General features: G+C 66.9%; 26 protein-coding genes and 1 pseudogene. 3 read left to right on the forward strand and 24 right to left on the reverse strand.

Features of this window, described 5'->3' with window-relative positions:
• The 8 genes and pseudogenes from JYJ84_RS08425 to JYJ84_RS08460 all read right to left on the reverse strand — a co-directional run.
• A pseudogene (locus JYJ84_RS08425) lies at positions 1 to 303 on the reverse strand (S26 family signal peptidase); the annotation flags it as partial.
• A complete protein-coding gene (locus JYJ84_RS08430; RefSeq protein WP_025981541.1) occupies positions 300 to 833 on the reverse strand; it encodes a DUF2840 domain-containing protein in 534 nt (177 codons plus the stop codon). The pseudogene JYJ84_RS08425 and the gene JYJ84_RS08430, both read right to left, overlap by 4 nt.
• Positions 830 to 1114, reverse strand: coding sequence for a hypothetical protein (locus JYJ84_RS08435; RefSeq protein ID WP_025981540.1), 285 nt, complete (start codon positions 1112 to 1114; stop codon positions 830 to 832). The genes JYJ84_RS08430 and JYJ84_RS08435 overlap by 4 nt, the downstream gene beginning before the upstream one ends.
• Positions 1111 to 1749 (reverse strand): ParA family partition ATPase, encoded by a 639-nt coding sequence (parA, locus tag JYJ84_RS08440; protein WP_019726286.1) that lies wholly within the window; start codon positions 1747 to 1749, stop codon positions 1111 to 1113. Before parA ends, JYJ84_RS08435 begins: the two co-directional genes overlap by 4 nt.
• A gap of 253 nt (positions 1750 to 2002) precedes the next feature.
• On the reverse strand, positions 2003 to 2860 hold the full coding sequence (locus JYJ84_RS08445) for a replication initiator protein A (protein WP_019726285.1): 858 nt from the start codon (positions 2858 to 2860) through the stop codon (positions 2003 to 2005).
• 26 nt (positions 2861 to 2886) lie between these two features.
• Positions 2887 to 3168, reverse strand: a complete 282-nt coding sequence (locus JYJ84_RS08450; RefSeq protein WP_019726284.1) for an AlpA family transcriptional regulator — start codon at positions 3166 to 3168, stop codon at positions 2887 to 2889.
• Positions 3169 to 3251: 83 nt separating this feature from the next.
• Positions 3252 to 4031: a DUF2285 domain-containing protein gene (locus JYJ84_RS08455; RefSeq protein WP_019726283.1), complete on the reverse strand. Its 780-nt coding sequence runs from the start codon at positions 4029 to 4031 to the stop codon at positions 3252 to 3254.
• A gap of 340 nt (positions 4032 to 4371) precedes the next feature.
• Positions 4372 to 4719 carry a DUF2958 domain-containing protein gene (locus tag JYJ84_RS08460; RefSeq protein ID WP_019726280.1) on the reverse strand — a complete coding sequence of 116 codons (348 nt, stop codon included), beginning with the start codon at positions 4717 to 4719 and terminating at the stop codon, positions 4372 to 4374.
• A 223-nt stretch (positions 4720 to 4942) separates the two neighbouring features.
• Here JYJ84_RS08460 and JYJ84_RS08465 point away from each other — a divergent pair, with 223 nt between their 5' ends.
• Positions 4943 to 5236, forward strand: a complete 294-nt coding sequence (locus JYJ84_RS08465; protein WP_019726279.1) for a helix-turn-helix domain-containing protein — start codon at positions 4943 to 4945, stop codon at positions 5234 to 5236.
• 334 nt (positions 5237 to 5570) lie between these two features.
• On the opposite strand, the gene JYJ84_RS08470 is transcribed toward JYJ84_RS08465, so the two are convergent.
• The 14 genes from JYJ84_RS08470 to JYJ84_RS08535 all read right to left on the reverse strand — a co-directional run bounded on the left by JYJ84_RS08470 (position 5571) and on the right by JYJ84_RS08535 (position 20655).
• Entirely contained in the window at positions 5571 to 5885 is a 315-nt protein-coding gene (locus JYJ84_RS08470) for a DUF736 domain-containing protein (RefSeq protein WP_019726278.1), read from the reverse strand.
• 854 nt (positions 5886 to 6739) lie between these two features.
• Positions 6740 to 6949: a hypothetical protein gene (locus JYJ84_RS08475; RefSeq protein ID WP_019726277.1), complete on the reverse strand. Its 210-nt coding sequence runs from the start codon at positions 6947 to 6949 to the stop codon at positions 6740 to 6742.
• 61 nt (positions 6950 to 7010) lie between these two features.
• Entirely contained in the window at positions 7011 to 9068 is a 2058-nt protein-coding gene (locus JYJ84_RS08480; RefSeq protein ID WP_019726276.1) for a ParB/RepB/Spo0J family partition protein, read from the reverse strand.
• A 64-nt stretch (positions 9069 to 9132) separates the two neighbouring features.
• Positions 9133 to 9957 carry a DUF932 domain-containing protein gene (locus JYJ84_RS08485; protein ID WP_025981539.1) on the reverse strand — a complete coding sequence of 275 codons (825 nt, stop codon included), beginning with the start codon at positions 9955 to 9957 and terminating at the stop codon, positions 9133 to 9135.
• A 700-nt stretch (positions 9958 to 10657) separates the two neighbouring features.
• Positions 10658 to 10936, reverse strand: coding sequence for a hypothetical protein (locus JYJ84_RS08490; RefSeq protein WP_019726273.1), 279 nt, complete (start codon positions 10934 to 10936; stop codon positions 10658 to 10660).
• A gap of 65 nt (positions 10937 to 11001) precedes the next feature.
• Positions 11002 to 11352: a DUF2958 domain-containing protein gene (locus JYJ84_RS08495; RefSeq protein WP_019726272.1), complete on the reverse strand. Its 351-nt coding sequence runs from the start codon at positions 11350 to 11352 to the stop codon at positions 11002 to 11004.
• 283 nt (positions 11353 to 11635) lie between these two features.
• A complete protein-coding gene (gene radC / locus JYJ84_RS08500; RefSeq protein WP_019726271.1) occupies positions 11636 to 12145 on the reverse strand; it encodes a DNA repair protein RadC in 510 nt (169 codons plus the stop codon).
• 364 nt (positions 12146 to 12509) lie between these two features.
• The gene (locus JYJ84_RS08505; RefSeq protein ID WP_019726270.1) at positions 12510 to 13574 is read right to left on the reverse strand and encodes a YhcG family protein; all 1065 of its coding nucleotides are present in this window, start codon (positions 13572 to 13574) and stop codon (positions 12510 to 12512) included.
• Positions 13571 to 14770 (reverse strand): site-specific integrase, encoded by a 1200-nt coding sequence (locus JYJ84_RS08510; protein WP_019726269.1) that lies wholly within the window; start codon positions 14768 to 14770, stop codon positions 13571 to 13573. Before JYJ84_RS08510 ends, JYJ84_RS08505 begins: the two co-directional genes overlap by 4 nt.
• A 239-nt stretch (positions 14771 to 15009) precedes the next feature.
• Positions 15010 to 16575, reverse strand: a complete 1566-nt coding sequence (gene purH, locus JYJ84_RS08515) for a bifunctional phosphoribosylaminoimidazolecarboxamide formyltransferase/IMP cyclohydrolase (protein WP_175222373.1) — start codon at positions 16573 to 16575, stop codon at positions 15010 to 15012.
• 44 nt (positions 16576 to 16619) lie between these two features.
• Positions 16620 to 16853: a Fis family transcriptional regulator gene (locus JYJ84_RS08520; RefSeq protein WP_006476892.1), complete on the reverse strand. Its 234-nt coding sequence runs from the start codon at positions 16851 to 16853 to the stop codon at positions 16620 to 16622.
• The gene (gene dusB, locus JYJ84_RS08525; RefSeq protein ID WP_006497523.1) at positions 16850 to 17917 is read right to left on the reverse strand and encodes a tRNA dihydrouridine synthase DusB; all 1068 of its coding nucleotides are present in this window, start codon (positions 17915 to 17917) and stop codon (positions 16850 to 16852) included. The genes JYJ84_RS08520 and dusB overlap by 4 nt, the downstream gene beginning before the upstream one ends.
• A 124-nt stretch (positions 17918 to 18041) precedes the next feature.
• Positions 18042 to 19229: a UbiH/UbiF/VisC/COQ6 family ubiquinone biosynthesis hydroxylase gene (locus JYJ84_RS08530; protein WP_175222372.1), complete on the reverse strand. Its 1188-nt coding sequence runs from the start codon at positions 19227 to 19229 to the stop codon at positions 18042 to 18044.
• 40 nt (positions 19230 to 19269) lie between these two features.
• Entirely contained in the window at positions 19270 to 20655 is a 1386-nt protein-coding gene (locus JYJ84_RS08535) for an aminopeptidase P N-terminal domain-containing protein (protein ID WP_122944492.1), read from the reverse strand.
• A 185-nt stretch (positions 20656 to 20840) separates the two neighbouring features.
• Here JYJ84_RS08535 and JYJ84_RS08540 point away from each other — a divergent pair, with 185 nt between their 5' ends.
• Positions 20841 to 21452, forward strand: a complete 612-nt coding sequence (locus JYJ84_RS08540) for a glutathione S-transferase family protein (protein WP_043191886.1) — start codon at positions 20841 to 20843, stop codon at positions 21450 to 21452.
• Positions 21453 to 21555: 103 nt separating this feature from the next.
• Here JYJ84_RS08540 and JYJ84_RS08545 read toward each other — a convergent pair whose 3' ends face one another.
• Positions 21556 to 23175, reverse strand: a complete 1620-nt coding sequence (locus JYJ84_RS08545; RefSeq protein WP_122944493.1) for an FMN-binding glutamate synthase family protein — start codon at positions 23173 to 23175, stop codon at positions 21556 to 21558.
• Between the two features lie 190 nt (positions 23176 to 23365).
• On the reverse strand, positions 23366 to 24136 hold the full coding sequence (locus tag JYJ84_RS08550; RefSeq protein ID WP_122944494.1) for an NAD(P)H-dependent oxidoreductase: 771 nt from the start codon (positions 24134 to 24136) through the stop codon (positions 23366 to 23368).
• Positions 24137 to 24210: 74 nt separating this feature from the next.
• On the opposite strand from JYJ84_RS08550, the gene JYJ84_RS08555 reads away from it, so the two are divergent.
• On the forward strand, positions 24211 to 24531 hold a 321-nt coding region (locus JYJ84_RS08555; protein ID WP_205189163.1), incomplete at its 3' end, for a helix-turn-helix domain-containing protein.

Consider the following 24531-nt stretch of genomic DNA (forward strand, 5'->3'; position numbering starts at 1 on the left):
CAGCGGCACGCCCGCCGGCAGGTAGCGGCGTTGCGCGGCCAGCGCTGCGGCATCTGGCGGCAGCGAGGCCAAGACGATGCTGCCCACGGACAAGGGACGTGGCAGCGAGCCGGGCCGATGGTTCAGCGGATCGACGCGATACCAACCCATGGGAACGCTGTCGGACGGGTTGTAGATCAGGCGCGGCAGCGGATGCACGAAGGACGCCCAGGCCAGCGCAGCGAGGCCGCAGGCGGACAAGCCCGCCAGGACGAGGCGCGCGCGAGAACGCGGCGCAGTGCCGATGGTGGAAGCGGCGGTCATGGCAGCGCCCTCCCGGCTAGCCAGGCGGCGTGCCGCTCGGCGCTGTAGTCCGGCAGCGGCAAGCGCGCAGCGAGCCGATTGCCCAGCGTGCGCCAGTACGCGGGGGAGGCGTCTGCGGGCGCGATGCCCAGCGCCTCGACGCCGTCGATGCGTTCCAGCACGGCGCGCACGTTGGCGTCGCCTTCGGCGTGTAGCAGCAGGCGCGCGCCCGGCTGCACGCCGGGGATGCGCTGCGCGCCGGCCAGCGGCGTGCAAGTCTGCATCACCATGAGTTGCCAGCGGATCGTGCCGTAGGCGTTGGCCTGCCAGCGGATGCGGCAAAGCATCGCGCCGGGCAGGAACAACGCGCATCGCCGCCAGTGGTCGAGGCGAAGGATGCGCGACGGCTCGCCGAAGCGCAGATAGAGGTCGAAACGCTGGTCGATGTAGGCGAGCGCCACGCGCGTCATCGGCGCACTGGCAGGCTGGCCGATAGGCGCAGCCAGTGCAGCCGTGGCCGCGACAGCGGCAGGCGAAACGGATGCGGTCATGGTGTGTTCTCCCTGCGGTTCTCGGGAAACTCTCGCTCTAGCAGGCCGCGCAGCAGGTCGGCCACGGTCACGCCTTGCGTGAAGGCCGATACCTTGATGCGCGCCCGCATGGCGGGCGTGATGTCGAGAGTGAGGCGAGCCGTGTAGAGGTCGCCCTTGCCCAACGCATCGGCGTCGCCCTGGCGAATCCACGCTTCAGCGTGCGGATTCGCAGGCGGACGCGCGCCGATGCCGACGCGCTTTGCCGTGCGTTTGCTGTTGGGTGGCGGCTTCGCTGTCATGTCGTCCACCGCAGCAATTCGTCCACTAGGGCGGTGATTTCGCGGGCGGCGGCGCTGCCCGGCGCCGTCTCGCGTGAAAGGCGGCCAGCGGCCACGCTGTCGGCGAACACGATGCGCTGATGCACTTCCGCGCGCAGCGCAGGAAGCGGCTGGTCGGCGAGCGCCTGGCGCGCTTCGCGCCCGATCACGGTGGTGCTGACGCGCCGGTTGATGACGAAGGCCGCGCGCAGCGCAGGCCGGAACACTTGGGCCTCACGGATCAGTGCGACCATCTCGGCACTGGCCCACAGGTCGTAGGGGCTGGGCTGCACCGGGATCAGCACGCGCTCGGCCGCGAGTAGCGCGGAGCGCGCGAGGGCGGCGATGCGCGGCGGGCCGTCGATGACGACGTGATCGGCCCGCCTGGCGAGTTCTGGCGCTTCCTGATGCAGCGTTTCGCGTGCGAGGCCCACGGCGCTGAACAGCCGAGGCAAGCCTTGCTGGCTGCGTCGTTGCGTCCAGTCCAGTGAAGAACCCTGCGGGTCGGCGTCCAGCAGCACGACATGCTGGCCGCGCATCGCCAGCTCGCCGGCGATATGGGTGGCGAGCGTGGTCTTGCCCACGCCGCCTTTCTGGTTGAGCAGCGCGACGATCATGGCCTGGCCCTCCATGCTGGAAGAGCAGGCTTTGTCTGCTGCGTTTGTGGCCGCGCAGCGGTTGTCCACCGCGACGGCGTTTCCCTACTACAAGTTAGAGAATTTAAGTTAGGTAAGTTAAGGGAGGTCGAAACCCGCGCCGTTATTGGCTTTGCGGACGATCCGTACTCCTGATAGCACGATAGTCGTACTCCCGATAGCACGATACCCCGTACTCCTGATAGCACGAGCCCGTCCACCGCTTTTCCCGAAGTTATCCCCGTGCCGTGAACGGCACGGGCCGAAACATCAGCAACTCGACTCCATCGCCCGGCATCCGCTCGATGCTCAGGACATAGCCGGGCAGCGACTGCCGCGCGACGAGCGCGCGCAGGTCGTAGGCAAAGTCCGAGAAGCGCGTGACGCTGCCCGATTTCCGGTACAGGTGCCGGAAATCGAATTGCCAGCCGCCTTCCTGCCGCCCGCCGTGCTTGCGCACCAGGCGGTACAGCCACCGTTCGATGCCGCCCGTCAGCCGGAAATACGCCGGGTCGATGGTCAGCACCAGAGCGGCATCCATCACCCCACCAAAGAACCAATCCGGCAGGATCAGCTCCAGCCCCAAGGGCGTGCCCTTGGCATCGGCCAGTTCCTTCCACTCGTTGATCCACGAAAACCGATGCAGGCGTCGCCCGGTTGTCTCGCGGATCGACGTGGCCACGGTCGTGGATTGCAGCCGATCCAACGCGGCTTTGAGGCGCTGGTAGTCGCGCAGCGACGTACCGCGCCCGATGAAGCGCAGGATCTCGTAGGGCGTGGCCTGCATCAGCCGCGACGGGCGTAAGCCTGCGTCGCGCGCCTCCACGATCTGCGAAGCAGCCCAGATCAGCACGTCCGCGTCCCAGATCGTGGCGATGCCGTGCTCCTGTGTGCCTTCCACGCGGATCGTGACGTTGCCCGCCCGGAAGTCGATGGGCGCCGTGCGCCGCGACTTCGCCAGCGAGAAGAACGGAAAGGCCATCAAGTCCTGGCTGTCGCGCGGCGCCATGTCGCCCGGCAAGGCACGGAACAGGTCGAGCTGTTCGCGTTCTTGCGAGGGCCGCTGCCGGGACGGCAGCGCGGGGCTGGGCATGGCGGTGGCCTGGCGCGTGCCAGCGATCAGCGCGCACGGCTGTCCGCCGAGTGCTGTTCGGCGTACTCAGGATCGGAAGTCGTCTCGAAGCTGCGGTCGGCGGCCCAGGCGTCGAGGTCGGCCACGGCGTACATGACGCGCCGGCCGAACTTGCGAAAGCGCGGGCCACCGCCGATCACGCGCTGCTTCTCCAGCGTGCGCGGCGACAGGCGCAGGTACTCGGCGGCTTCGTCGTTGGTGAGGTAACGCTGCGGTTGTGCGGCAGCGGTCGGGACAGTGGCGGCAGGCCGCAAGGGAGCGGGACGCATGGTGTGAACCTCCATAGCTTTCAAAGCTCCGGCCACACAGCGCAACCGGATGGAGGCAGTCTCAGAAAACGAAGCTCCGCTGCTCAGGGACGTTTTGCGTCCCCATCAAAACGTCCCTTCTCAAGCGGCGGCAGTTGTGCTAGCCGGCGATAACCGCCGCGCATCAGTGCATCGCCGCGCCGCACCAGGCGGCGCACGCGGGCGCGCAGGTCGCCGTCGGCGTGCCAGTCCGCCGCCACGGCATCGGCACCGAACAGCCCTTCGGCCACGTCGCGCAAGGACGCACCCGCCAGGGTCGCGTCGAGCGCCTGCAGGGTGTGCAACTCCAGCATCGCGGCCGGTGTAGGCCGGGGCCTGGCCGCGGCCAGCGTCGCGCTGCGCGTAGGCGCAGGTGCGGCAGCGCCGCCGCCACCTCCGCGATTGGCATAGGCGACCGCCATGCCATCTTCCAGGCCGGGCGCCAGCGCGAAGCGCGCGCAATGGCCGGGGTTGTGCGCGATCAGCGCCAGCCCTTTACCGTCGTGCAGCAGTTGCTTGTGACCGGGGATGTGCCAGAACGCGAAGGCCGCCGCATCGGGCGGCGGATCGGCATCGGGATGGAGTTGCACCACGGCATCGTGGCCGGGCAGCCAGGCCGGATGCGCGTCGCGCGCATCCAGGGCCGGGTCTTCCAGCAGACGCAAGCCCCAGCGAAGCGCCGCCTGTTGCGCCGCTTGCGGTCGGCGCTGGTGGCGCTGCCAGTCGAGCCGGTAATCGGGGTGGCGGCGCAGGTACTCCCAGGCCAGTGCGAGCGTGTCCAGGCACAAGATGTAGAGGTACGCGGCGGTCGGATACCAATGCGCGATATGGTGAGGATTGACCATGACTCAAGCTCCCGTCGAACAGCAGGAACGTCGTCACGGGCGTTCAAGAACGGAGCCACCGCATCCACATCAAAACATCATCCGAACCTGTTTAAGCTGTACATCAAGTGTCAAGACCGATTGGCTCCGGGGTATTGCGCAATGCGTCCGAATACGACGGCCGCGCAGTCCAAAAAAGTCACGCGGCACAAATCAAGGTGCCGTAACTCGCGCCAAAGATCGTGGCCGTTTCCGTCTCAAAGGCCCTGTTTTGGTGCAAGAGTGCGAATTGAGACCGGACAAATCCGAATTCCGACGGAAATAGTCTCAATACGTCCGGCTGCGCCGGAACGCGATTGGCTTAATCGACAATGCCGCCGTTCTCCTGGGCCAGCCGGACATATTCCGACAGGGGCCGCGCCGCCTGGAAATACCGATCCCGCATCACAGGCTGCTTGCGCGGCCCGACGATGGATGCCAGATCGGACAGCTTCACGGTGCCCAGCTCAGGCATCCCCAGGCCCAGGTCGATCAGGCCGTAGGCCGTATCGCCGTCGGCCGGGTCGAGCGAAGCGAGCAGCCAGGTGAGGTGTGCGTCCGGTGTGAACAGGCGCACCACGGGCAGCGGGTCGCCGGCCTGACCGTCAGCACGTGCCTGGCCGTGGGTCAGCAGGCGTTGGCGCTCGTCCTCGGTGATGAGTGAGTTCATGGCGATCTATTCCCAATTCACAAATCCGCCCAAGCGTGAAAACGCAAAGCCGCATCGGCGGATTTGGGAAAAAGCACGATTGTGATTCCGTGGCTATGCGCCTTTGTGGAAATCCGCAGAGGCACAAATGCGGATTCCCGTAAAAACGCAAAACAGTGAGGTTTCACTGAAAGAGTTAAAGATAACGTGGTTTTAATTGTGCTGCGACTTGACGCTTCTGTCTATGCAGAAGCGACCCATTCAGCGCGGCCGACCGGCCGGCGCCACCACCTACGATGCCGAGTTGGCGCAAGCCTTCGGCGCGGCGGTGCGCGCGTTGCGGACGGAGCGCGGCATTGCGCAGGAATCGCTGGCGCACCTGGCTGGCGTCGAGCGCTCGCACATGGGCAAGGTCGAGCGCGGCGAGCACATGCCCACGCTGGCGATCATCTTCAAGATCGCCGGCGCGCTCGAATGCAGCACGGCAGTGCTGATGAGCGAGGCTGAAAGCCAGCTCGCAGCGGCGGCCCATCCGTAGGCTCCGGCTGCATCGAGGGGCGCCAAGCTGTGCGCGGCGGGGATAGCTCGTAGGGCTTTCCCTCGGAGGCAAGCGAAGTGCGCAGCGCCGCAGGCGCGAAGGCGTGAGGGATTGGAGCCGGATGGCCGTGACGGCAAAGACGGCACGGGGCGTAGCCCGTAAAAGTCCGGCGGCGGGTCGCGCCGACACGCCATGCCCTGATTGCAACGGCAAGCACCGCGTCCCCGCATAGAAGTGCAGCCCACACTATGGGCCACCGCCTGCCACCAGGTTCGGTACGAACCAACACAACAGCGCAGCGCCCCGCCATGTGGCGGGGCGCTGCGGGCGGCGGTCACGCCGCCTGGGGCTTGCTGCGCGACCAGATCAAGTCGTGCGTGCCGTCTTCGCCTTCGATCAGGCGGGCGTAGACCGTGGCCGGGAACGATGGATCGTCGAGGGTCACGGAGATGTACTCCCGCCCGGCCTCGCTGGTCTTCTTCCACGCTGCGCCGATGTCGTGGCTGGCGGCCTGCAGGCGGAAGTCGGGGGCCTTCTCGTTGTCGCCCTTGTCGTTGGGCACCAGCTTGACCTTGACGTTGAGCGTCAGGGTGCGAAGCGTGCCGGTGAAGCCGTCTTTGTCTGCGGTGAAGGTGCCGATGTTGGCCATAGTGAAATCTCCGTTCGGTGGAACAAGGTTCGCGCCCATCGCGTCCTTGTTGTGATCCGGCCGGCGGGGGACGGGCTGGCTGCACCGCTTGCGGTCGAAACGCAGTGGAGAGCCGGGAGGCGAAAAGAATTTGTCCCGCGAGGAATGCACCGAACGCAGTGACAAAGCAGGGGAAATTGTTTTCGCCGGACGGTTGCAGCCATGAAGCCCGAGGCGCAGCCGCGCCACCGCCAGGATTCACAACAACACAAGGACGCCTTGGGCCGAACCGCACCGCAAGGAGATGTGGCCGGCTCGGCATCCCCGCATGAAGACTGCTCCGGCTCGCCCACTGACGCAGGCCAGGTCAACCACCCGATGACAGGCAAGAACGCCTCCGCCGCAACTTGCGGCGCCGGTCTAGTGGCGTGGCATAGAAACTCCATAGCGATGCTGGGCGGGTTGTCCGTGAACAGTCCTTCATGGACGTGATGGGCAAGAACCGCCAGCGTTGAGGACGGCACGCATTTGCACAACCCGCCGCAGCAAACGCCAGCGTGTTCGCCAGCGCCCCGTCCATCGTGGCGGAGCGCTGGCCGGGCCGATCCGGCGAAGCCGGTTCGGCGGCATCGAGGGGCGCCAAGCTGTGCGCGGCGGGGATAGCCCGCAGGGCTTTCCCCTGGAGGCAAGCGGAGCGCGCAGGTGTGGGCCGGGCGGATGCTCGGCTGCTTTAACGCCGCCACCTGAGCCACCGCGAGGGCGGCGGCGTTCTGATTCGGCAGTTGGCCTTGAACACCGGGCGCGGCCACTGCCGCGCCCGGATTTTGCTTTCACCGCGCCCAGGACGGAACGGCATGGGCGCGGTGCTGATCGGGTTATTCCTTCGTCTCGATGAGCCACCATACGGCACGCGGCAAGGCGCGGCCCGTGATGGGGTGAATGTCGGTCAGGTCGGCGCGGGCTGACCAGCCCGAGGGCGGGCGGTAGCCGCGCACGTCGCCATCGCCGTGCCAGCGGCGGGCGCGTACCGTGCCGGGGGCGTAGATCGCCGCCATGCGTGGGCGGCTGGTGGTGGTACGTGTCATGGGGTGTTCTCCTTCCAGCAAGCGCCCCGGTCGAGACCGGGGCGCTTGCTGTCGGCGCGGGTCAAGCGGCTAGCGCCACGGCGGTTTCATTCGCCATTGCCTCGGCATCCTCCGGGGCGTTGTCCTGGGCCTGCGGCGCCGCCGGCGTGGTTTCCTGCGTGCCTTCGGCCTTGAAGATGGCAGGCATCCAGCCAGTGCCATCGGCCAGCCGCTCCGCTTCGCTGGCAATGTCGGCCTTCTTCAGCTTCGCCAGCCGGGTGACGTGCGACGGGGCGAACTGCTCCACGGCTTCCAGAATCGCGGCCTTCGGCACATGCCGGAAATAACCCTCATTGGTGGGCTTCCACCATGCGGCCATGTCCAGCCCCACGGCCTGCGCCAGTTCCTCGCCCGGCTGCTGCCGCATGGTGCGGGGTGTCACCACGTCCACCGTGACGGCCACGCATACCGCCAGCAGTCGCACCAGTTCGTCTTGCGAATTCGCCAGCAACGCGGCGAACAGTTCGGCGCTGTCCTGCGGCAAGGCTTCGCCCGCCACCTGTTGCAGTTCGCGCAGCGCCACGGCAGCGGGCGATTCCGGCCAGTCCGGTGCCATGCCTTCCAGCCGGTCTTGCACTTTCAGGCTCACGCCCAGCGGCAGGTCGTGGCCGTAGTGGCTGCCGTGCAAAACGGTCTGCACCATGCCATGCACCAGCGCGGCCAGCGCCACTTGCGGATGCTGCGCCACTTCGATTTGTAGCGCGGCGGTGCGGTGGGCACTCAACCGCTGCGCCAGTCGGTCGGACATGGCGGCGGTCTTGGGCTGGTCGTCGTCCTCGCCTTCGTCGCCGTTCTCGGCATCCTCACCGCTGAAACCTTGGCGCAGGCGTTCCAGCGTGCGCAGGGCCTTGGCCTCGGCTTCGCGCATCAGGCCGTGATGGATCACGGCCTGCCCGTTGCGGTCGATGGTGACGATGGCACCGGCTGCGGCCTTCACGGTCGGGCTGTAGTCCTGCAAACCATCTTCCAACGCCTGCAACTGCTCGCCCACGGCTTCGCCTTCCTCTTGCAGCGCGTCGGCCTTGTCCTCGTCCTCGGCTTCCAGCGCACCATCGAGGGCTTCGCCAATGGCCTGCACCTTGGCTTGCAGCTTTTCGATGCGCTGCGCTTCGCGCTTGGTCGGTTCGCGCCGCTCCCTCGGCGCACGCTGGAAAGCGTGCAGGTCGGCATGGGTCACGCCCGGCGTGGCATCCACCCATGCCCAGCCTTCGGCCTTCACCTCGGCGGCGATGCCCGCCAGCCGGTCTTGCGCCAGCCTGTCCAGCAGCGCGGCATCGGTCAGATACACGCCCGCGTCACCTTCCGCGAACAGGTCACGGCGCACGCCACCGCCTGCGGCCTCGTAGGTTTCCAGCCCGACGAACCGCACCAGCGGATGCCGGTAGGCGTCGATTTCCCTTTCGGTGAGGCGGTCGCGCAGCGCGGACGGCTGGCGCTGCCACGTTGGCGCATCGTAGAAGGCGGCTTCCTGCGCGGTGTGGTCATCGGTGATGGCAAGGGCCATCAACTGGTCAAGGCTCACGGCATCGGCGCGGTAGTCGGCCATGAGGCGCGGCGAGACGTTCGCAAGCTTCAAGCGGCGCTGCACCACCAGCGGCGTGACGGAAAAATCCGCTGCGATGTCCTCGATGGGTCGGCCTTCGGCCACCAGCGCGGCGAAGGCTTCAAACTGGTCTGCCGGGTGCATGGCTTCACGCTGCACGTTCTCGGTGAGACTGGCAGTGCGGGCCGTGCCATCGGCCACTTGCAAGCAAGGCACCTCCCAATCCTTGGCGATGCGGTGCTTTTTCGCCAGCAGCTTCAGCGCAGCAAGGCGACGACCACCGGCGACCACCTCGTAATGCTCGCCATCGGCGGATGCGATCACGATCAGGTTTTGCAGCAGGCCCACGCGCTGGATGCTTGCAGCCAGTTCGGGGATGGACATGCGCGGGGTCTTGCGCACGTTGCGGCCCGTGGGGCGCAGCACCAGCCGCGACAGCGGAACCAGAATCAGGTTCTTGGTCGGGTCGGCGGCTTCCAGCGGGATAGCGGCGGCGGCATTGACGGCGCGGGCTTCGGTGGTGGTGATGGCGTTCATGGTGGTTCTCCAATCGAGTGAAACAAGGAATGGAGGGGAAACCGCCCCTCCTGCGGGGGACGGGTCAGGCTTTCAACTGGCGCAGGCCATCGGCCAGCATCCACAAGGCGCGATTGAGGCGCACATCGGAATCAATGCCCTGTATCGGACGGGTCTGCTGGCGGCGTCCGTTGGCGCTGCGACCATGCAATCCGCCTTTGGTCAGGTTCTCTTGGGTGCGGTTGAACACGCTCCACAAGTCGGGGCGGCGGTCTTCAAACCGGCGCGGCATCAGAATCTGGCTTTCGGTGATGGGCGCGGGCTTGTTCGGGTCGTCGTACTTGAGGGTCAGCGCGGCGCGGGCGAACACTTCGGCTTCGCCTTCATCGAGCGTGATAGCGCGCATGGCGTCGCGGGAATCGCGCACAAGGTCGAAACCGCGCAGCACCTCGAAAGCGCCTTCGATGACTTGGCCCGCCACGTCGCCTTTATGGGGGACGCGCACATCGGCCACGGTGTCGCCGCACACAAGGCCATTGCTGCAAACAAATCGGAACTGGCCCGCCAGCATCTGATAGCTGCTGGTGCCATCGTGCGAGTTCAGCAGGATGATTTCATTGGCTTCCGCGCCGTTGATCTGGCTGGCGTGGCGCAGGCGCAGCATGTGTTTCGTGTGCTCGCGCTTGCCTTCATCGCGCACGCGGGTTTGCGTCACCATGAAAGGCTGAAACCCTTCTTTGCGAAGCTCGGTCAAAACCGCCGCCGTAGGGATATAGGCGTATCGCTGCGAACGACTTTCATGCGGGGCATCCGCAAAGATGGACGGCGCTACACGGTGAATCTGGTCATCGGACAGCGGGTAGTCGCTGCGCAGTGCGGGGGAATGGGAAGCGAAACGGGTTGCAAGCATGTCGTTCTCCTGACTTGGCTGTTGAAGAAAGCGCACACCGGATTCCTAGATTCGGAGCCCAGCCTTTCGGCTGTTCGGTGCGGTCGGCACGAGGAACCCGGTTGGCCCTGTTGCCACCGTCTTTCCTGAGTTCATCGCCCGCGACGGTCAGGAGCGCGCGGACGGGGGCCGTCAAGGAAAAAAGCGCAGGGTTGGTGCGGCCCGCAGGCGAAGCCGAGGACACGGCCCTGCGCGCCTTGATGGCACACGGGAGCGGGCTACAGTCGCGGACAAGGTGATGGAGTCAGGGAAGACGGCTGGACATGGCAACGGGCACCTTCCACGCCGACCGCACGGCAAGCGCAAGCGCGCAGGCCCGAAGCTGGAAGCTGGGCCGGAGGCGTCAGCCGAGCGGAGCGAGGGAACGATGGAAGCCCGACAGGGGCGAGACGCCGCAGGCGGCTCGATGCGCAGCACGACAGCGCGACCGGCCATCTCCCAGGTGGCCGGGGACGCCCAGACTTCAAAACCGAATGGACAACAGGGTCAGGACGAGCACGCGCAGGGCATCGTGGATCTGCTGTGGATGCTGTCTGGCCGATCCGGCGCAGCCGGGTCGGCGATGTTCAGGGGCGCCAAGTCTGCGCGGCGGGGATAGCCCGCAGGGCTTTCCCCTGGAGGCAAGCGAAGCGCGTAGCGCGCCGCAAGGGGCGCGAAGGCATCAGGCCGAGTCGTCAGGACGCAGGCTGGATTGCGCAACCGGCACCCACGGCGAAGTCGAGTTCAGCAGATAGCGCGCTCCGCGCGCATAGTGACCACAAAGCCCGCTGGGCTGGTAGAAACCGGTGACGCGGCGACGGAACTGCACGCCGAACTGGTTGGTGTAGATCACCGCGTCGCCGATCTTGAAGCGCAGCGGCTGGCCGTTCTCCGGCGCGAAGGGCTTGAGCGCATCGTGCTGCGCCGTGATTTCGATGATGTAGTCGTGATGGCTGCTCATGGCATTGATCTCCTGAAATGATCGAGAAAGCGCAAGGAGCGCCTTGAGGCGCTCCAAGGGCGAGGTCAGACGACGATCCGCCCCGCCAGCCGCGCATCGCGCACGTAGGCGCTCAACCGCTTTTCGCCACGGAAAGACAGGTCGCGCTCGATCGGCAGGCCCAGCCCGCCGCGCACGCTCGCCAGCTCGTTCAAGCTGACCCAGCCGAGTTCCGGCATCCCCAGCCCCAGGTCACAAAGACCGAAAGCGTGGTCATGGTCGTCGGGGTCAATCTCGGTCAGCAGCCAGGTCGCGCCGCCGTCCGGCGTGAACAGCTTGACCACCGGGGCTGGGTCGAAGTCCGGGTTCTCCAGCGATGTGCTGCCGTTGGCCAGCAGCACGACGCGCTGCTCGGCAGTGATAAGTACGTTGTTCATGGTGAACTCCTGAAAGGTTGCCGGGCGGAATTGCCCGACCCTTCCGGGGCACGGCGCAGCGCAAGCAGTCAGGGGTCGTAGACGGCCGCCAGGACGCAAGCGCCATTGGCGCGCAGCCCTTGACGGCGAGAACGCCGTGGCACGATGAGGGGAACAGCAAGACCGCCTCCCTCACAACCTCCACGCACCTCCGGCTTTGGGGCAAGTGCGTAGCACGCGCAGGCCCGCGAGGGCCGGAGTTGCGCCAGCAGGCGCAGCAAAAAGGGGGCCGAAGCCCCCTCGGTCAGATCAAGCCACGTTCGGCGAAGGACGTAGTGAGGCTGCCCGCCACGATGATGTGATCCAACGTGCGAACGTCCACCAGCGCCAGCGCGCTCTTGAGTTGCAACGTCAATGCCCTGTCGGCCGCACTTGGCTCTGGATTGCCGCTCGGGTGGTTGTGCGAAACGATGACCGCTGCCGCGTTGAGCCGCAGCGCTTCCTTCACCACTTCGCGCGGATACACCGATGCGCTGTCGATGGTGCCGTGGAACATCTCGGCATACTCGATAAGGCGATGCTGCGAATCGAGGAACAGCACCGCGAACACCTCATGCTCGAAGCCGGCCAGTTTGGCGCGCAGGTACTCCTTGACTTCCGACGGTGAACTGAATGAGGCACCGCGCTGCATCTTGTGCTCGATGGCCTGGCGCGCGGCCTCCAGAATCTGGTCGGCCGTCGCCGGCAGGTAATGACCTTGGGAGTCGCGCACCATCAGCGCGGCATCGAACGAGGAAAAGGACAGTTGCGACATGATCGTGCTCCGGTTGCTCGGGCGGAATTGCCCGGAACCGTGTCCAGCACGGCGCAGCGCAAGCAGTCAGGGGTCGCAGACGGCCGCCAGGACGCAAGCGCGCAACAGCGCGCGCCGCCCTTGACGGCGAGAACGCCGTGATACGGTGAAGGGAACAGCAAGACCGCCTACACCCCGCCCACTGCACACCCTCGGCTTTTGGGGCAAGCGGAGCGCGCAGGCCCGTCAGGGCCGAAGGCGTCAGCCGAGCAAAGCGAGGGAACGATGGAAGCCCGCAAGGGGCGAGACTCGCGCAGCGAGGCTCGATGCGCAGCACGACAGCGCGACGGCGGAACGCCGGGATGCCCGACTGCTTGGGACAGGACTACTCGGTGTCCGTCTTGCGCTGCTCGATCTGCAACTGCGCCCGCTCTGCTGCCTGTTGCAGCCGTTCCACCAGCACGCCCCTCGGCGGCAAGGCAGTCAGGTACTCGGCGACGTGGATGCCTGACTTGTCCAGCTCCAGCAATTCGATCTGCTCGCGCTTCTTGCCGGTGCAAAGGATGATGCCCAGCGGCGAGGCTTCCTCCGGCTCGCGTTCGTGCTTGTCCAGCCAGCGAAGGTAAAGCTCCATCTGCCCCTTGTAGGCCGCCTTGAACTCGCCGACCTTCAACTCCACCGCCACCAGCCGCCGCAACTTGCGGTTGTAGAACAGCAGGTCGAGGTGGAAATCCTCGTCGTCAATCGGGATGCGCTTTTGCCGGGCGACGAAGGAGAAACCGGCCCCCAGCTCCAGCAGGAAGGATTCCATTTCGCGGATGATGGCCGCTTCCAAGTCGCTTTCCTGCCAGGTGTCACGCAGCCCGAGAAAGTCGAGAATGTAGGGATCGCGCATGACCAGCGCCGGCGTCATGCGCTGCGCATCGCGCATCGTCGCCAGCTCCTGCGCGATCGTCTCGCCCGGCTTCTGCGACAGCGCCGTGCGCTCGTACAGCATCGAGTCGATGCGCTCGCGCAGCGTCCGCACGCTCCAGCGTTCGGCGCTCGCCATCTGCACGTAGTATTGCCGTTGGAGCGGGTCTTTCAGCGGCAGCAGCGCCAGGAAATGCGACCAGCTCAATTGTCGTGACAGCGTCACGACAATTGGCTCGTCCGGGTAGGTGGCGGCGAACTGCACCATGCGGCGCAGGTTCTTGTCCGCGAAGCTGCGCCCGTAGTCGCGCACAAGCTGCGCCGCCAGGGTCGGCAGGATTTCCTCGCCGTACCCGGCCCGCTGGCCGGCCAGCACCTCCGTATGGATGCGCTGGCCGATACGCCAGAACAGCAGGGTCAGTTCGGCATTGACCGCCAAGACGGCGCGCTGCCGCGCCGCCTCAATCAATGCCCGAATGTCGCCCAGCAGCGCCGAAGGCGCTGCGGAGGACGCCACGGATACTTTGCGCCGGTTCATGCTGCTACTCCCTCGGCCTGCCGCGCACCCGTGATCGCCTGACGACGGCTCGCCACCAGCTCGGCCGCCTCGCGTACCGGCTTGTCCTCGGTGTGGACGTAGTGCATGAACATCGCCACGGTCTTGTGCCCGGTCAGCTTCATGCCTACCTTGGTCGGCACGCCCGAATTGGCAATGTCGGTCGTCGAACGATGGCGGATGCCGTGCGTGCCGACGTGCGGCACGCCGGCGGCCTTAAGCGCCCGGCACCATCCGCCATAGTGCTCGCCAAAGGTCAGGTGCTTGTCCGGGTCGTTGGGCGATGGCAGGACATACGGGCAGCCTTCCCGACGTGGCGCCGTCGAGAGCAGCCGATAGGCTTCCGCGCTCATGGGCTTGGACATGCCGCCCGTCTTGCTGTCGGGCCACACCACTCGCCGGTTCTCGAAGTCCAGCCAGCTCCATTCGAGCGGACAGATTTCGGAGCGACGCGCGGCGAACTCGAATTGCAGGCGGATTGCCAAGGGGATGACGTAGTTCTCCAGACCTTCCGCTTCCAGCTTGTCCAGGTGGCGGAAGATCAACGCCAGTTCGTCATCAATGATGAGCCGGGTTTCCTTCCCAGGTGGGTACATCGGGACGTGACGGCACGGGTTCGTGCCGTCGGGACGGTAGCCCCACACTTCGGCCAGGTTGAACATCTTGCGCAACACGCCGAAAGCCTTGTTCGCTTCGGTCGGCTTGTAGGCCAGCTTTTGCATCAGGCCGGCAATGTCGGGCCGCTTCACGTCCTGCACCTTCTTGCGGCCCAACAGTGGAATGATGCAGCGGTCGATGACGCCCTGATAGCCCTCCTGCGTGCTGGGCTTGTTGCGCTTCTTGGAGTATTCCTCCATGAACTTTTTGCACAGCTCCGTGACGGTGGGCGCCTTGCGCGCATCGGCCTTGGCGCCGCCAGGATCGCCGCCCCGGCGAACCTCGGCCAACCAGTCCTGAGCCATGACGCGGGCCTGTTCAACGGTCAGTTCCCCGAACAGGCCCAGGGCGGGCTTGCGTCGCTCGCCCGCGTTCGTGCGGTACTGGAGCATGAACACGCGGCGGCCCGCCGGGGTAATCTTGCACAGGAAGCCAGGCACCACGGTATCCCGTAGTTCGACGGCCTGCGGCTGGGGTTGCGCCGCCTCCACGGCGGTCTTGGTGAGCTTGATCTTGGCCATGATGACTCCTCGGAAAGACCCGTTTCCAAGAGCCACATGGGAGCCATGAGAGCGGAAGCCGGGTCAGGTTTCAGAAAGCACCGGCATATGATGGACGCGCGTAAGTTATTGATAAACCTTCTGTATCGGGTTCTAGCGCAGTCCAGCAAAGTTCGGTGCTGGAGTCATCGTGAAATAAAAAACCCGGCGGGTGCAATGCCGCCGGGTTGTCGTGCAGCGGCCGCGCGGGCCGCATGCGATCAGTGGCGGAAGTGGCGCACGCCCGTCAGGATCATCGCGATGTTGTGCTCGTCGGCTGCGGCGATCACTTCGTCATCGCGCATCGAGCCGCCCGGCTGGATCACGCAGGTCGCGCCGGCCGCCACGACGACGTCGAGGCCGTCGCGGAACGGGAAGAACGCATCCGATGCCACGGCCGAGCCGGTCAGCGTCAGGCCCGCGTTCTGCGCCTTGATGCTCGCGATGCGCGCGGAATCGACGCGGCTCATCTGGCCTGCACCGACGCCAAGCGTCATGCCGTTGCCGCAGAACACGATCGCGTTCGACTTCACGTACTTCGCGACGCGCCATGCGAACAGCAGGTCGTCCATTTCCTTCGGCGTCGGGTGGCGCTTCGTGACGACACGCAGCTCGTGCGGCTGCACGTTCTTCGAGTCGAGCGACTGCACCAGCAGGCCGCCGCCCACGCGCTTCAGGTCGAATGCGTTGTGGCCGTCGCCAAGTGCGATTTCGAGCAGGCGCACGTTCTGCTTCGCGGCGAACACCTGCTTCGCGGCGTCGGAGAACGACGGGGCGATCAGCACTTCGACGAACTGCTTCGCGACAGCCTGGGCCGCCGCTTCGTCGACTTCGCGGTTGAACGCGATGATGCCGCCGAACGCCGACGTCGGGTCGGTCTGGAACGCCTTCGCGTACGCATCGGCCGAATCGTTGCCGACCGCGACGCCGCACGGGTTCGCATGCTTGATGATCACGCAGGCCGGTGCATCGAACGTCTTCACGCACTCCCACGCCGCGTCGGAATCGGCGATGTTGTTGTACGACAGTTCCTTGCCCTGCAGCTGGCGGTAGTTCGCGAGCGCGCCGGCCGGCGTCGCGAGGTCGCGGTAGAACGCCGCGCTCTGGTGCGGGTTCTCGCCGTAGCGCAGGTCCTGCACCTTGTCGAACGCCATGTTCAGCGTTGCCGGGTACGCGCTGCGCGACGCGTGCTTCAGCTCGTCGGTCAGGCTCGTCAGGTAGTTCGTGATCGCGCCGTCGTATTGCGCGGTGTGTGCGAACACCTTCGTCGCGAGGCGGAAGTTGGTCGGGTAGCCGACCGCATTGCCGTTCGCCTTCATTTCATCGAGCACGACCGAGTAATCGGCCGGGTCGACGACGACCGTCACGTCGCGGTGGTTCTTCGCGGCCGAGCGCAGCATCGTCGGGCCGCCGATGTCGATGTTCTCGATCGCGTCGGCGAGCGTGCAGTCGTCCTTCGCGATCGTCGCGACGAACGGATACAGGTTCACGACCAGCAGGTCGATCGTCGGGATGCCGTGCTGTTCCAGCGCCTGCATGTGCTCGGGCAGGTCACGGCGGGCCAGGATGCCGCCGTGCACCTTCGGGTGGAGCGTCTTCACGCGCCCATCGAGCATTTCCGGGAAGCCCGTGTAATCAGCCACTTCGGTCACGGGCAGGCCCGCGTCGGCGAGCAGTTTCGCGGTGCCGCCGGTCGACAGCAGCTTGACGCCGAGGTCGGACAGCGACTTTGCGAAGTCGACGATGCCGGTCTTGTCGGAAACGGAAATGAGCGCTTGCTTGATCATGATGGAACCACCAATAGCCAGGGAAACGGGGACGGGACGGCCGCCTACAGCAGGCCGTGCTGCTGCAGCTTCTTGCGCAGCGTATTGCGATTGATGCCGAGGTACTCCGCGGCGAGCGACTGGTTGCCGCCGGCCTGTACGAGCACGACCTCGAGCATCGGCTTTTCGACGCAGGACATCACCATTTCATAGACGTCGTGCGGATTGGAGCCGTCTAGATCCCGGAAATACACGTCCAGGCTCTCGCGGACACATTGTTCGATGTTGTGCTTGCTCATGCTGCTAACTGGTTATGGTCGTCCGACTCGCCCTGGCCGTTTTCCTCTTCGTCATCGACGTAGACGAGGTGGTCCGACAGCGCCTTTTGCGCCTCGAAGAATGCATTGACGGCGGCGAGCTGCTCGCGGGTGGAATCGAGCGTGTTCATCCTGTGCCGGAACCCGTTGGCACCGGAAAGGCCGCGAGTGTACCAGCCGATGTGCTTGCGCGCAGTACGGACGCCCGTGAATTCACCATAGAAAGCGTAGTGGTCTTCCAGGTGTTCGTTCATCACGTGCTGGATCTCGTCGATCCGCGGCGGGGGCAGCAGCTCGCCGGTTTGCAGGAAATGATCGATTTCGCGGAACAGCCACGGCCGACCTTGCGCGGCACGACCGATCATCAGGGCATCGGCACCGGTTGCGTCGAGCACGGCCTTCGCCTTCGCGGGCGACGTGATGTCGCCGTTCGCGACTACCGGAATCCGCACCGCCGCCTTCACGGCCGCGATGGTGTCGTATTCGGCGTCGCCGCGGTACAGGTCGGCGCGCGTGCGGCCGTGCACGGTGAGCATCGAGATGCCGGCGGCTTCGGCCAGGCGCGCGACCGTGATCGCGTTCTTGTGCTCGCGATCCCAGCCCGTGCGGATCTTCAGCGTGACGGGCACTGCATCCGGCCCCGTGCCGACGGCCGCGACGACCGCCTCGACGATGCGCTGCACGAGCGGCTCGTTCTGCAGCAGCGCGGAGCCGGCCGCGACGTTGCAGACCTTCTTCGCCGGGCAGCCCATGTTGATGTCGATGATCTGTGCGCCGTTGTCGACGTTGTAGCGGGCCGCTTCGGCCATCATCGCCGGATCGGCGCCGGCGATCTGGACCGCGATCGGCTCGACCTCGCCTTCATGGTTCGCGCGCCGCATCGTCTTCGCGCTTTTCCACAGCTGCGCATTGGACGCGACCATCTCGGACACGGCGTAACCGGCCCCCAGCCGCTTGCAGAGCTGGCGGAACGGACGATCCGTCACGCCGGCCATCGGGGCGACGAACAGGTTGTTACGCAATACGTGAGGGCCGATAACAGGCATCGCAATGGCACCGCCCGCGGCGGGCGCGGGCAGGGAAAGGGCAGACGGAAACGCGCATTTTACCGTATTCCCATGTCCCGCCGATTTGACCCGGTTTGAGTGGCGCGACTGTGCGCGCCGCGCGTCAGTTGCGCTGGCCGAACATCATCTGGCGCGCGATCAGCTTCTTCAGCGGCGGCACGAACTCGAGCGCGGTGAGTGCGGCGCCGCGCAGCAGCGGGAGCGGGCCCGAGTCGATCGTGAACAGGCGTGCCAGCGTGTCGGTCGCGCCGATCGTGAAGCGCCGGTCGAGTGCGCGGCGCGCGTTGAAGGTGGCGAGCGCGGTCGCTTCGAAGCCTTGCGCGGACAGCGTGTCGACGAGCGTATGCGCGTCGCGCAGCCCGAGGTTGAGCCCCTGGCCCGCGACGGGGTGCAGGGTTTGCGCGGCATTGCCGACGATCGCGACGCGGCCGTTGACGAGCGTCTGGGCGGCGTTCAGGCCGAGCGGGAACGACGCGCGGCCCGCGATCGCGACGAACTCGCCCATGCGTTCGCCGAACGCGGCGCCGAGTTCGCGCAGGAACGCGTCGTCGGGCAGCGCGGCACGCCGCGCCGCTTCGTCGGGCGTGCAGCACCAGACGAGCGCGTACTCGGCCTGGCGCGGCCCGCCGAGCGGCAGCAGCGCGAGCGGGCCTTCGTGCGTGAAGCGTTCCCATGCGACGTTCGGGCGCGGCGCCGAGAGCGTGACCGTGCCGACGAGCGCGGTCTGCCCGTAGTCGCGGCGATGCTTGGTCGTATCGGCCTGCTGTTCGTGGAACAGCCCGCCTTCGGCATTGATGACGACGCGCGTGCGCAGCGTGCGCTCGCCTTGCGGGCCGTCGAGCGTCAGCGTGACGCCGTCGGCATCCTGCTGTGGCGCACGCGCGGTGGTCGACGTGAGCCAGTCGATGCGCGTGCCGCGCACGGCACCCGCGAGCGCCTGCATGAGCGAGCCGTAGCGCACGACGTAGCCGAGCGCGGCGACGTCGTGCTCGTCGCGGTCGATCAGCGTGCGGCCGAAATGGCCGCGCTGCGACACGTGGATATGTTCGATCGGCGTCGCGTCGGCGGGCCACGCGGGCGTGTCGAGCAGCACGCGGCTGCCGTGCGACACGGCGATCGCGCGCGGATCGTTCGCGTTCGCGGCCGGTTCGCGTGCATCGATCAGCGCGATCGATGCGTGTTGCGTCGCGCTGCGGCGTGCGAGCCAGCCGGCGAGCGCGAGCCCGACGGGGCCCGCGCCGACGATGGCGAGGTCGTAGTCCGGCATGGCCGGGGAGGAAGCGGTCGTCATCTTGATTCGTGAAACGGAGGTAACGGTCGGCGGCGGCCGGTCATGCGCCCGCGCGCATCAGCGCTTCGATTTCGTCCGCCGCGACGGGCACGCCGCGCGTGATCAGCTCGCAGCCGTGCTCGCGCACGATGGCGTCGTCCTCGATGCGGATGCCGATGTTCCAGTACTCGGGCGGCACGTCGTCGGCGGCGCGCACGTACAGGCCGGGTTCGACCGTCAGCGTCATGCCGGCCTTCAGCGTGCGCCAAGGCAGCGCGCCGTTGCCGTCGCGCTCGGCGAGCCGCTCGCGGTAGTCGCCGCAATCGTGCACGTCCATGCCGATCCAGTGGCCGGTGCGGTGCATGTAGAAGCGCGTGTACGCACGCTCGGCGATCACGTCGTCGACGTTCGAGAAGCGCGCTTTCGGGATGATGCCGGTGTCGAGCAAGCCCTGCGCGAGCACGCGCACGGCCGCGTCGTGCGGCGCCTCGAACGGCACGCCGGCACGCGTCGCATCGATCGCCGCCTGCTGCGCGGCGAGCACGATGTCGTACAGCGTGCGCTGCGCGGGCGAGAAGCGCCCGTTGGCCGGGAACGTGCGCGTGATGTCCGACGCGTAGCCGTCGAGTTCGCACGCGGCGTCGATCAGGATCAGGTCGCCGTCCTTCGCGGCTGCGTTGCCGGCCGGGTAGTGCAGCACGCATGCGTTCGCGCCGGCCGCGACGATCGAGCCGTACGCGGGCGACTGCGCACCGTGCTTGCGGAACACGTACAGGAGTTCCGCTTCGAGTTCGTATTCGCGGATGCCGGGGCGGCACGCCTGCATCGCGCGGCGGTGCGCGAGCGCGGAGATATGCGCCGCGCGCATCATGATCGCGAGCTCGTGCTCGTCCTTCACGAGCCGCATGTCGTCGAGCAGCGGTGTGAGGTCGAGCATCGCGTCCGGTGCGGCGACGCCCGTGCGCGCCCGCGCCCGCACCGCGTCGACCCAGCCCGCGAGCTGGCGGTCGAAGTCGGCCGACGCACCGAACCGGTAGTGCACGGTGCCCGCGTCGGCGAGCAGGCGCGGCATCTCGGTGTCGATCACGTCGACCGCGAATGCCGCGTCGAAACCGAACGTGTCGCGCGCGGCTTCGGGCCCGTAATGGAAGCCTTCCCAGATCTCGCGATCGGCATTCTTGCCGCGGCAGAACAGGATCGACTCCGGCGTGCCATGTGGCGCGGCCGCGTTCAGCACGAGCACGGCATCCGGCTCGCTGAAGCCCGTCAGGTAATGGAAGTAGCTGTCGAACCGGTACGGATAGTCCGTATCGCGGTTGCGCGGCACTTCGGGCGCGGTGGGGACGATGGCGACGCCGCCGCCGGCGGCACGCAGTGCGGCAAGCACGCGTTCACGGCGCTGGCGGTAGACGTCGACGGCGATGGCGGTATCGAGGGGCGCGTTCATTCGTGCGATTGTAGCGCCGCGGGACGCCACGCGTGAAAGAGGGGCGGGAAGCCCGCCGGAAAGCCCGCACGACGGTTGTTGCAAACCATCCACAGGCCGGCCGGGCGATTTTCTATCGCGCCATGCTGGCCGGTTATGATCGACGACAACGTATACTCCCGGCGGTTCCCAAAAAAAGGCAGATGATGAAATTAATCGGTTCGCTCAGCAGCCCGTACGTCCGCAAGGCGCGGATCGTGCTGGCTGAAAAGAAGATCGACTACAAGCTGGAGCTCGAGAACGTGTGGGCGCCGGAGACGGATATTCATGCGTCGAATCCGCTCGGCAAGGTCCCGTGCCTCGTGATGGAGGATGGTGCCGCGGTGTTCGATTCCCGCGTGATCTGCGAATACGTCGATACGCTGTCGCCGGTCGGCAAGCTGATTCCGCCGTCGGGCCGCGAGCGCGTCGAGGTGCGCTGCTGGGAAGCGTTGGGCGACGGCGTGATCGACGCGTCGGTCGCGATTCGTATCGAACATACGATGCGCGACGAGGCGCAACGCAGCGCGAGCTGGATCGCGCGCCAGCAACGCAAGATCGACGACGGTCTCGTCGCGATGTCGCAGGGTCTCGGCGGCAAGACGTGGTGCGTCGGTAATCATTACACGCTCGCCGACATCGCACTCGGCTGCGCGCTCGGCTATCTCGACTTCCGGATGCCCGAGCTCAACTGGCGCGATCGCCACCCGAACCTCGACAAGCACTTCGTGAAGCTGCTGCAACGGCCGTCGTTCGCCGACACGCTGCCGCAGAACTGAGCCGCACGCGACGTATTCACGGATTCGGCAGACGAAAGAAAAGCGCCCCGCGGGGCGCTTTTCTTTTTGCCGGGCCGCCCCGCGGCGGGGGCGGTCGCCTGCTTCATTCGATCGACGCGTACACGGCCTCGCCGAGCGTGAACGAATCGCTGCGCGAAATCGGCCACCACTTGTCGTACAGCGTGAAGCCGCAGGTGTTGCCGTCGAGCAGCGAGCCGGGCTTCAGGTACTTCAGCAACTGCGACATCAGCCGGACCTCGTGCGGGGCGATGCGCTGCACGATGTGATGCGCGCGCAGCTCCGACGGATGCGCGAGGCCGGCCGCCTGCACGAGCTCCTGCAGCGCGTGCAGCGTGTTGCGGTGGAAGTTGTACACGCGGTCGGCCTTGTCCGGCACGACGAGCGCGCGCTGGCGCACCGGGTCCTGCGTCGCGACGCCGGTCGGGCAGCGGCCCGTGTGGCAGGTCTGCGCCTGGATGCAGCCGACCGCGAACATGAAGCCGCGCGCCGAGTTCACCCAGTCCGCGCCGATCGCGAGCGTGCGTGCGACGTCGAACGCGGTGATGATCTTGCCGCTCGCGCCGAGCTTCACGCGGTCGCGCACGCCGATCCCGACGAGCGTGTTGTGCACGAGCAGTAACCCTTCCTGCAGCGGCACGCCGACGTGGTCGGTGAATTCGAGCGGCGCCGCGCCGGTGCCGCCTTCCGCGCCGTCGACGACGATGAAGTCCGGCACGATGCCGGTCTCGAGCATCGCCTTCGCGATCCCGAAGAATTCCCACGGATGGCCGACGCACAGCTTGAAGCCGGTCGGCTTGCCGCCCGACAGCGTGCGCAGCCGTTCGACGAATTCGAGCAGCCCGCGCGGCGTCGAGAACTCCGAGTGCGTCGCGGGCGAGATGCAGTCCTTGCCCATCGGCACGCCGCGCGTCTCGGCGATTTCCGGCGTGATCTTCGCGGCCGGCAGCACGCCGCCGTGGCCGGGCTTCGCGCCCTGCGACAGCTTCACCTCGATCATCTTGACTTGCGGATCGGCGGCCTGCTTCGCGAACTTGTCGGGATTGAAGGTGCCGTCGTCGTTGCGGCAGCCGAAGTAGCCGGACGCGATTTCCCAGATGATGTCGCCGCCGTTTTCGCGGTGGTACTTCGACAGCGAGCCTTCGCCCGTGTCATGCGCGAAACCGCCTTTCTTCGCGCCGAGGTTCAGCGAGCGGATCGCGTTCGCGGACAGCGAGCCGAAGCTCATCGCCGAGATGTTGAAGATCGAAATGTCGTACGGTTGCGCGCGACTGGCGCCGACGCGGACGCGGAAATCATGGTTCGGCAGTTTCGTCGGCGCGAGCGAGTGGCTGATCCATTCGTGCGCGACGGCCTTCACGTTCAACTCGGTGCCATAGGGGCGATTGTCGGCGACGTTCTTCGCGCGCTGGTAGACGAGGCTGCGCTGCGCACGCGAGAACGGCTTTTCGTCGGTGTCGTCCTCGACGAAGTACTGGCGGATTTCAGGTCGGATGAATTCGAACAGGAAGCGGAAGTGGCCCCAGAGCGGGTAGTTGCGCAGGATGGCGTGGCGGTCCTGCTTCAGGTCGTACAGGCCGAGCGCGACGAGGGCGGCCGGGATCACGAGCCACAGCCACGCGATCGTGTGCCGGGCGGCGAGCGCCGCGACGGCCACGAACAGCAGGACCGCGCACCACATCGCGATATAGCGTCGGGAAAACATGGGGACTCCATCGTAATTGTCTGGATGGCCGTCACGTCGCCAGGATTGCGCGGCGGCCGGCAGGTCGGCGCCCGAGGCATCGCGCGGGCCCGGCGGGCATGCTGCCCGTGCCGTACCCGCCGCCGCCGGCGCCCACGATGGTCGAGAGTCTACTACGGGTGTCGCGAAGCTCGCCTTACCGAGACGGGGCCTAGCTGTCCGCGCCGGTCGGGCGGATGAACGGGCTGTACGCCGGGCTGCCGGGCTTCAGCCGGGCGTCGTCGTCGAAGTCTTCGTCGCGGTTGAACGGCACCCGCGGCCACGCATGCCAGTCGCGCAGCCGCGCGCGGTAGCCGGCGAGACTGTGCACGAGGCGCGCGTCCTGTCGTCGCGCGGCGTCGCCCGCGAGGCCGCCGCGGACATCGTGGATCAGGTGCGGTTCGAGCACGTCGAAGCCGACGTAGCGCAGCGCGTACATGATCGGCCACAGCAGCAGGCGGGTGTCGCCTTCTCGGCCGTCGGGCGCGCAGGCGGCGGCCGACGAGCCGGTCGTGACGCTCAGCAGCGCGCGCCGCCCCTGCAGCACGCCGCGATCGTGGCGCTGCCGGCTGCTGTAGAGGCCGCCGTAGACGAACACGCGATCCATCCAGCCCTTCAGGATCGCGGGTGCGCCGAACCACCACAGCGGGAACTGCAGGATCAGCGCGTCGGCCTGTCTCAGCTGGCCGACCTGATGCGCGATCTCGGGCGCGAGCGTGCCGCGTTCCCAGTGATGGCGCTGCTCGCGCTGCGTGTCGAAGCGGGCGGTGTCGAGCCGGTCCGCATAATGGCGCGGCGCTTCGCACGGGTCGAACGCGTCGGCGTACAGGTCCGCGACCGTCGCGGTATGGCCGCCCGCGCGCCAGGCGTCGGCCGCCGCGCCGGCGAGGGTGGCGTTGAACGACTGCGGTTCAGGATGGGCGACGACGATCAGCGCATGCATGGCGGGCTCCGGGAGTGTGCGACGATGATGGCCGGCGGCGACGGGGCCGCGCAATCACGCACCCGGAGGTAACCATGGCATTTCCCGGCGACGTCTATGCGGCGGACTGCTCGGCGCGCGACGCGCTGGCGCTGGTCGCCGGCAAGTGGTCGCTGCTGATCCTGCCCGCGCTGGCCGAGCGGCCGCTGCGCAACGGCGAGCTGCTGCGGCGTATCGGCGGGATTTCCCAGAAGGTGCTGACGCAGACGCTGCGCGAGCTGGAGCGCAACGGGCTGATCGAACGCGTCGCGGTGGCCGCGCGGCGCGCACACGTCGAATACCGGTTGACTGCGGTGGCGGGGTCGCTCGTGGAGACGCTCGTGGCGCTCGACCGCTGGGCCGAGCGCCATTTTCCC

Origin of the sequence: Burkholderia sp. LMG 13014 (assembly GCF_905232215.1) — a bacterium.
In the GTDB taxonomy this organism is placed as follows: Bacteria; Pseudomonadota; Gammaproteobacteria; order Burkholderiales; family Burkholderiaceae; genus Burkholderia.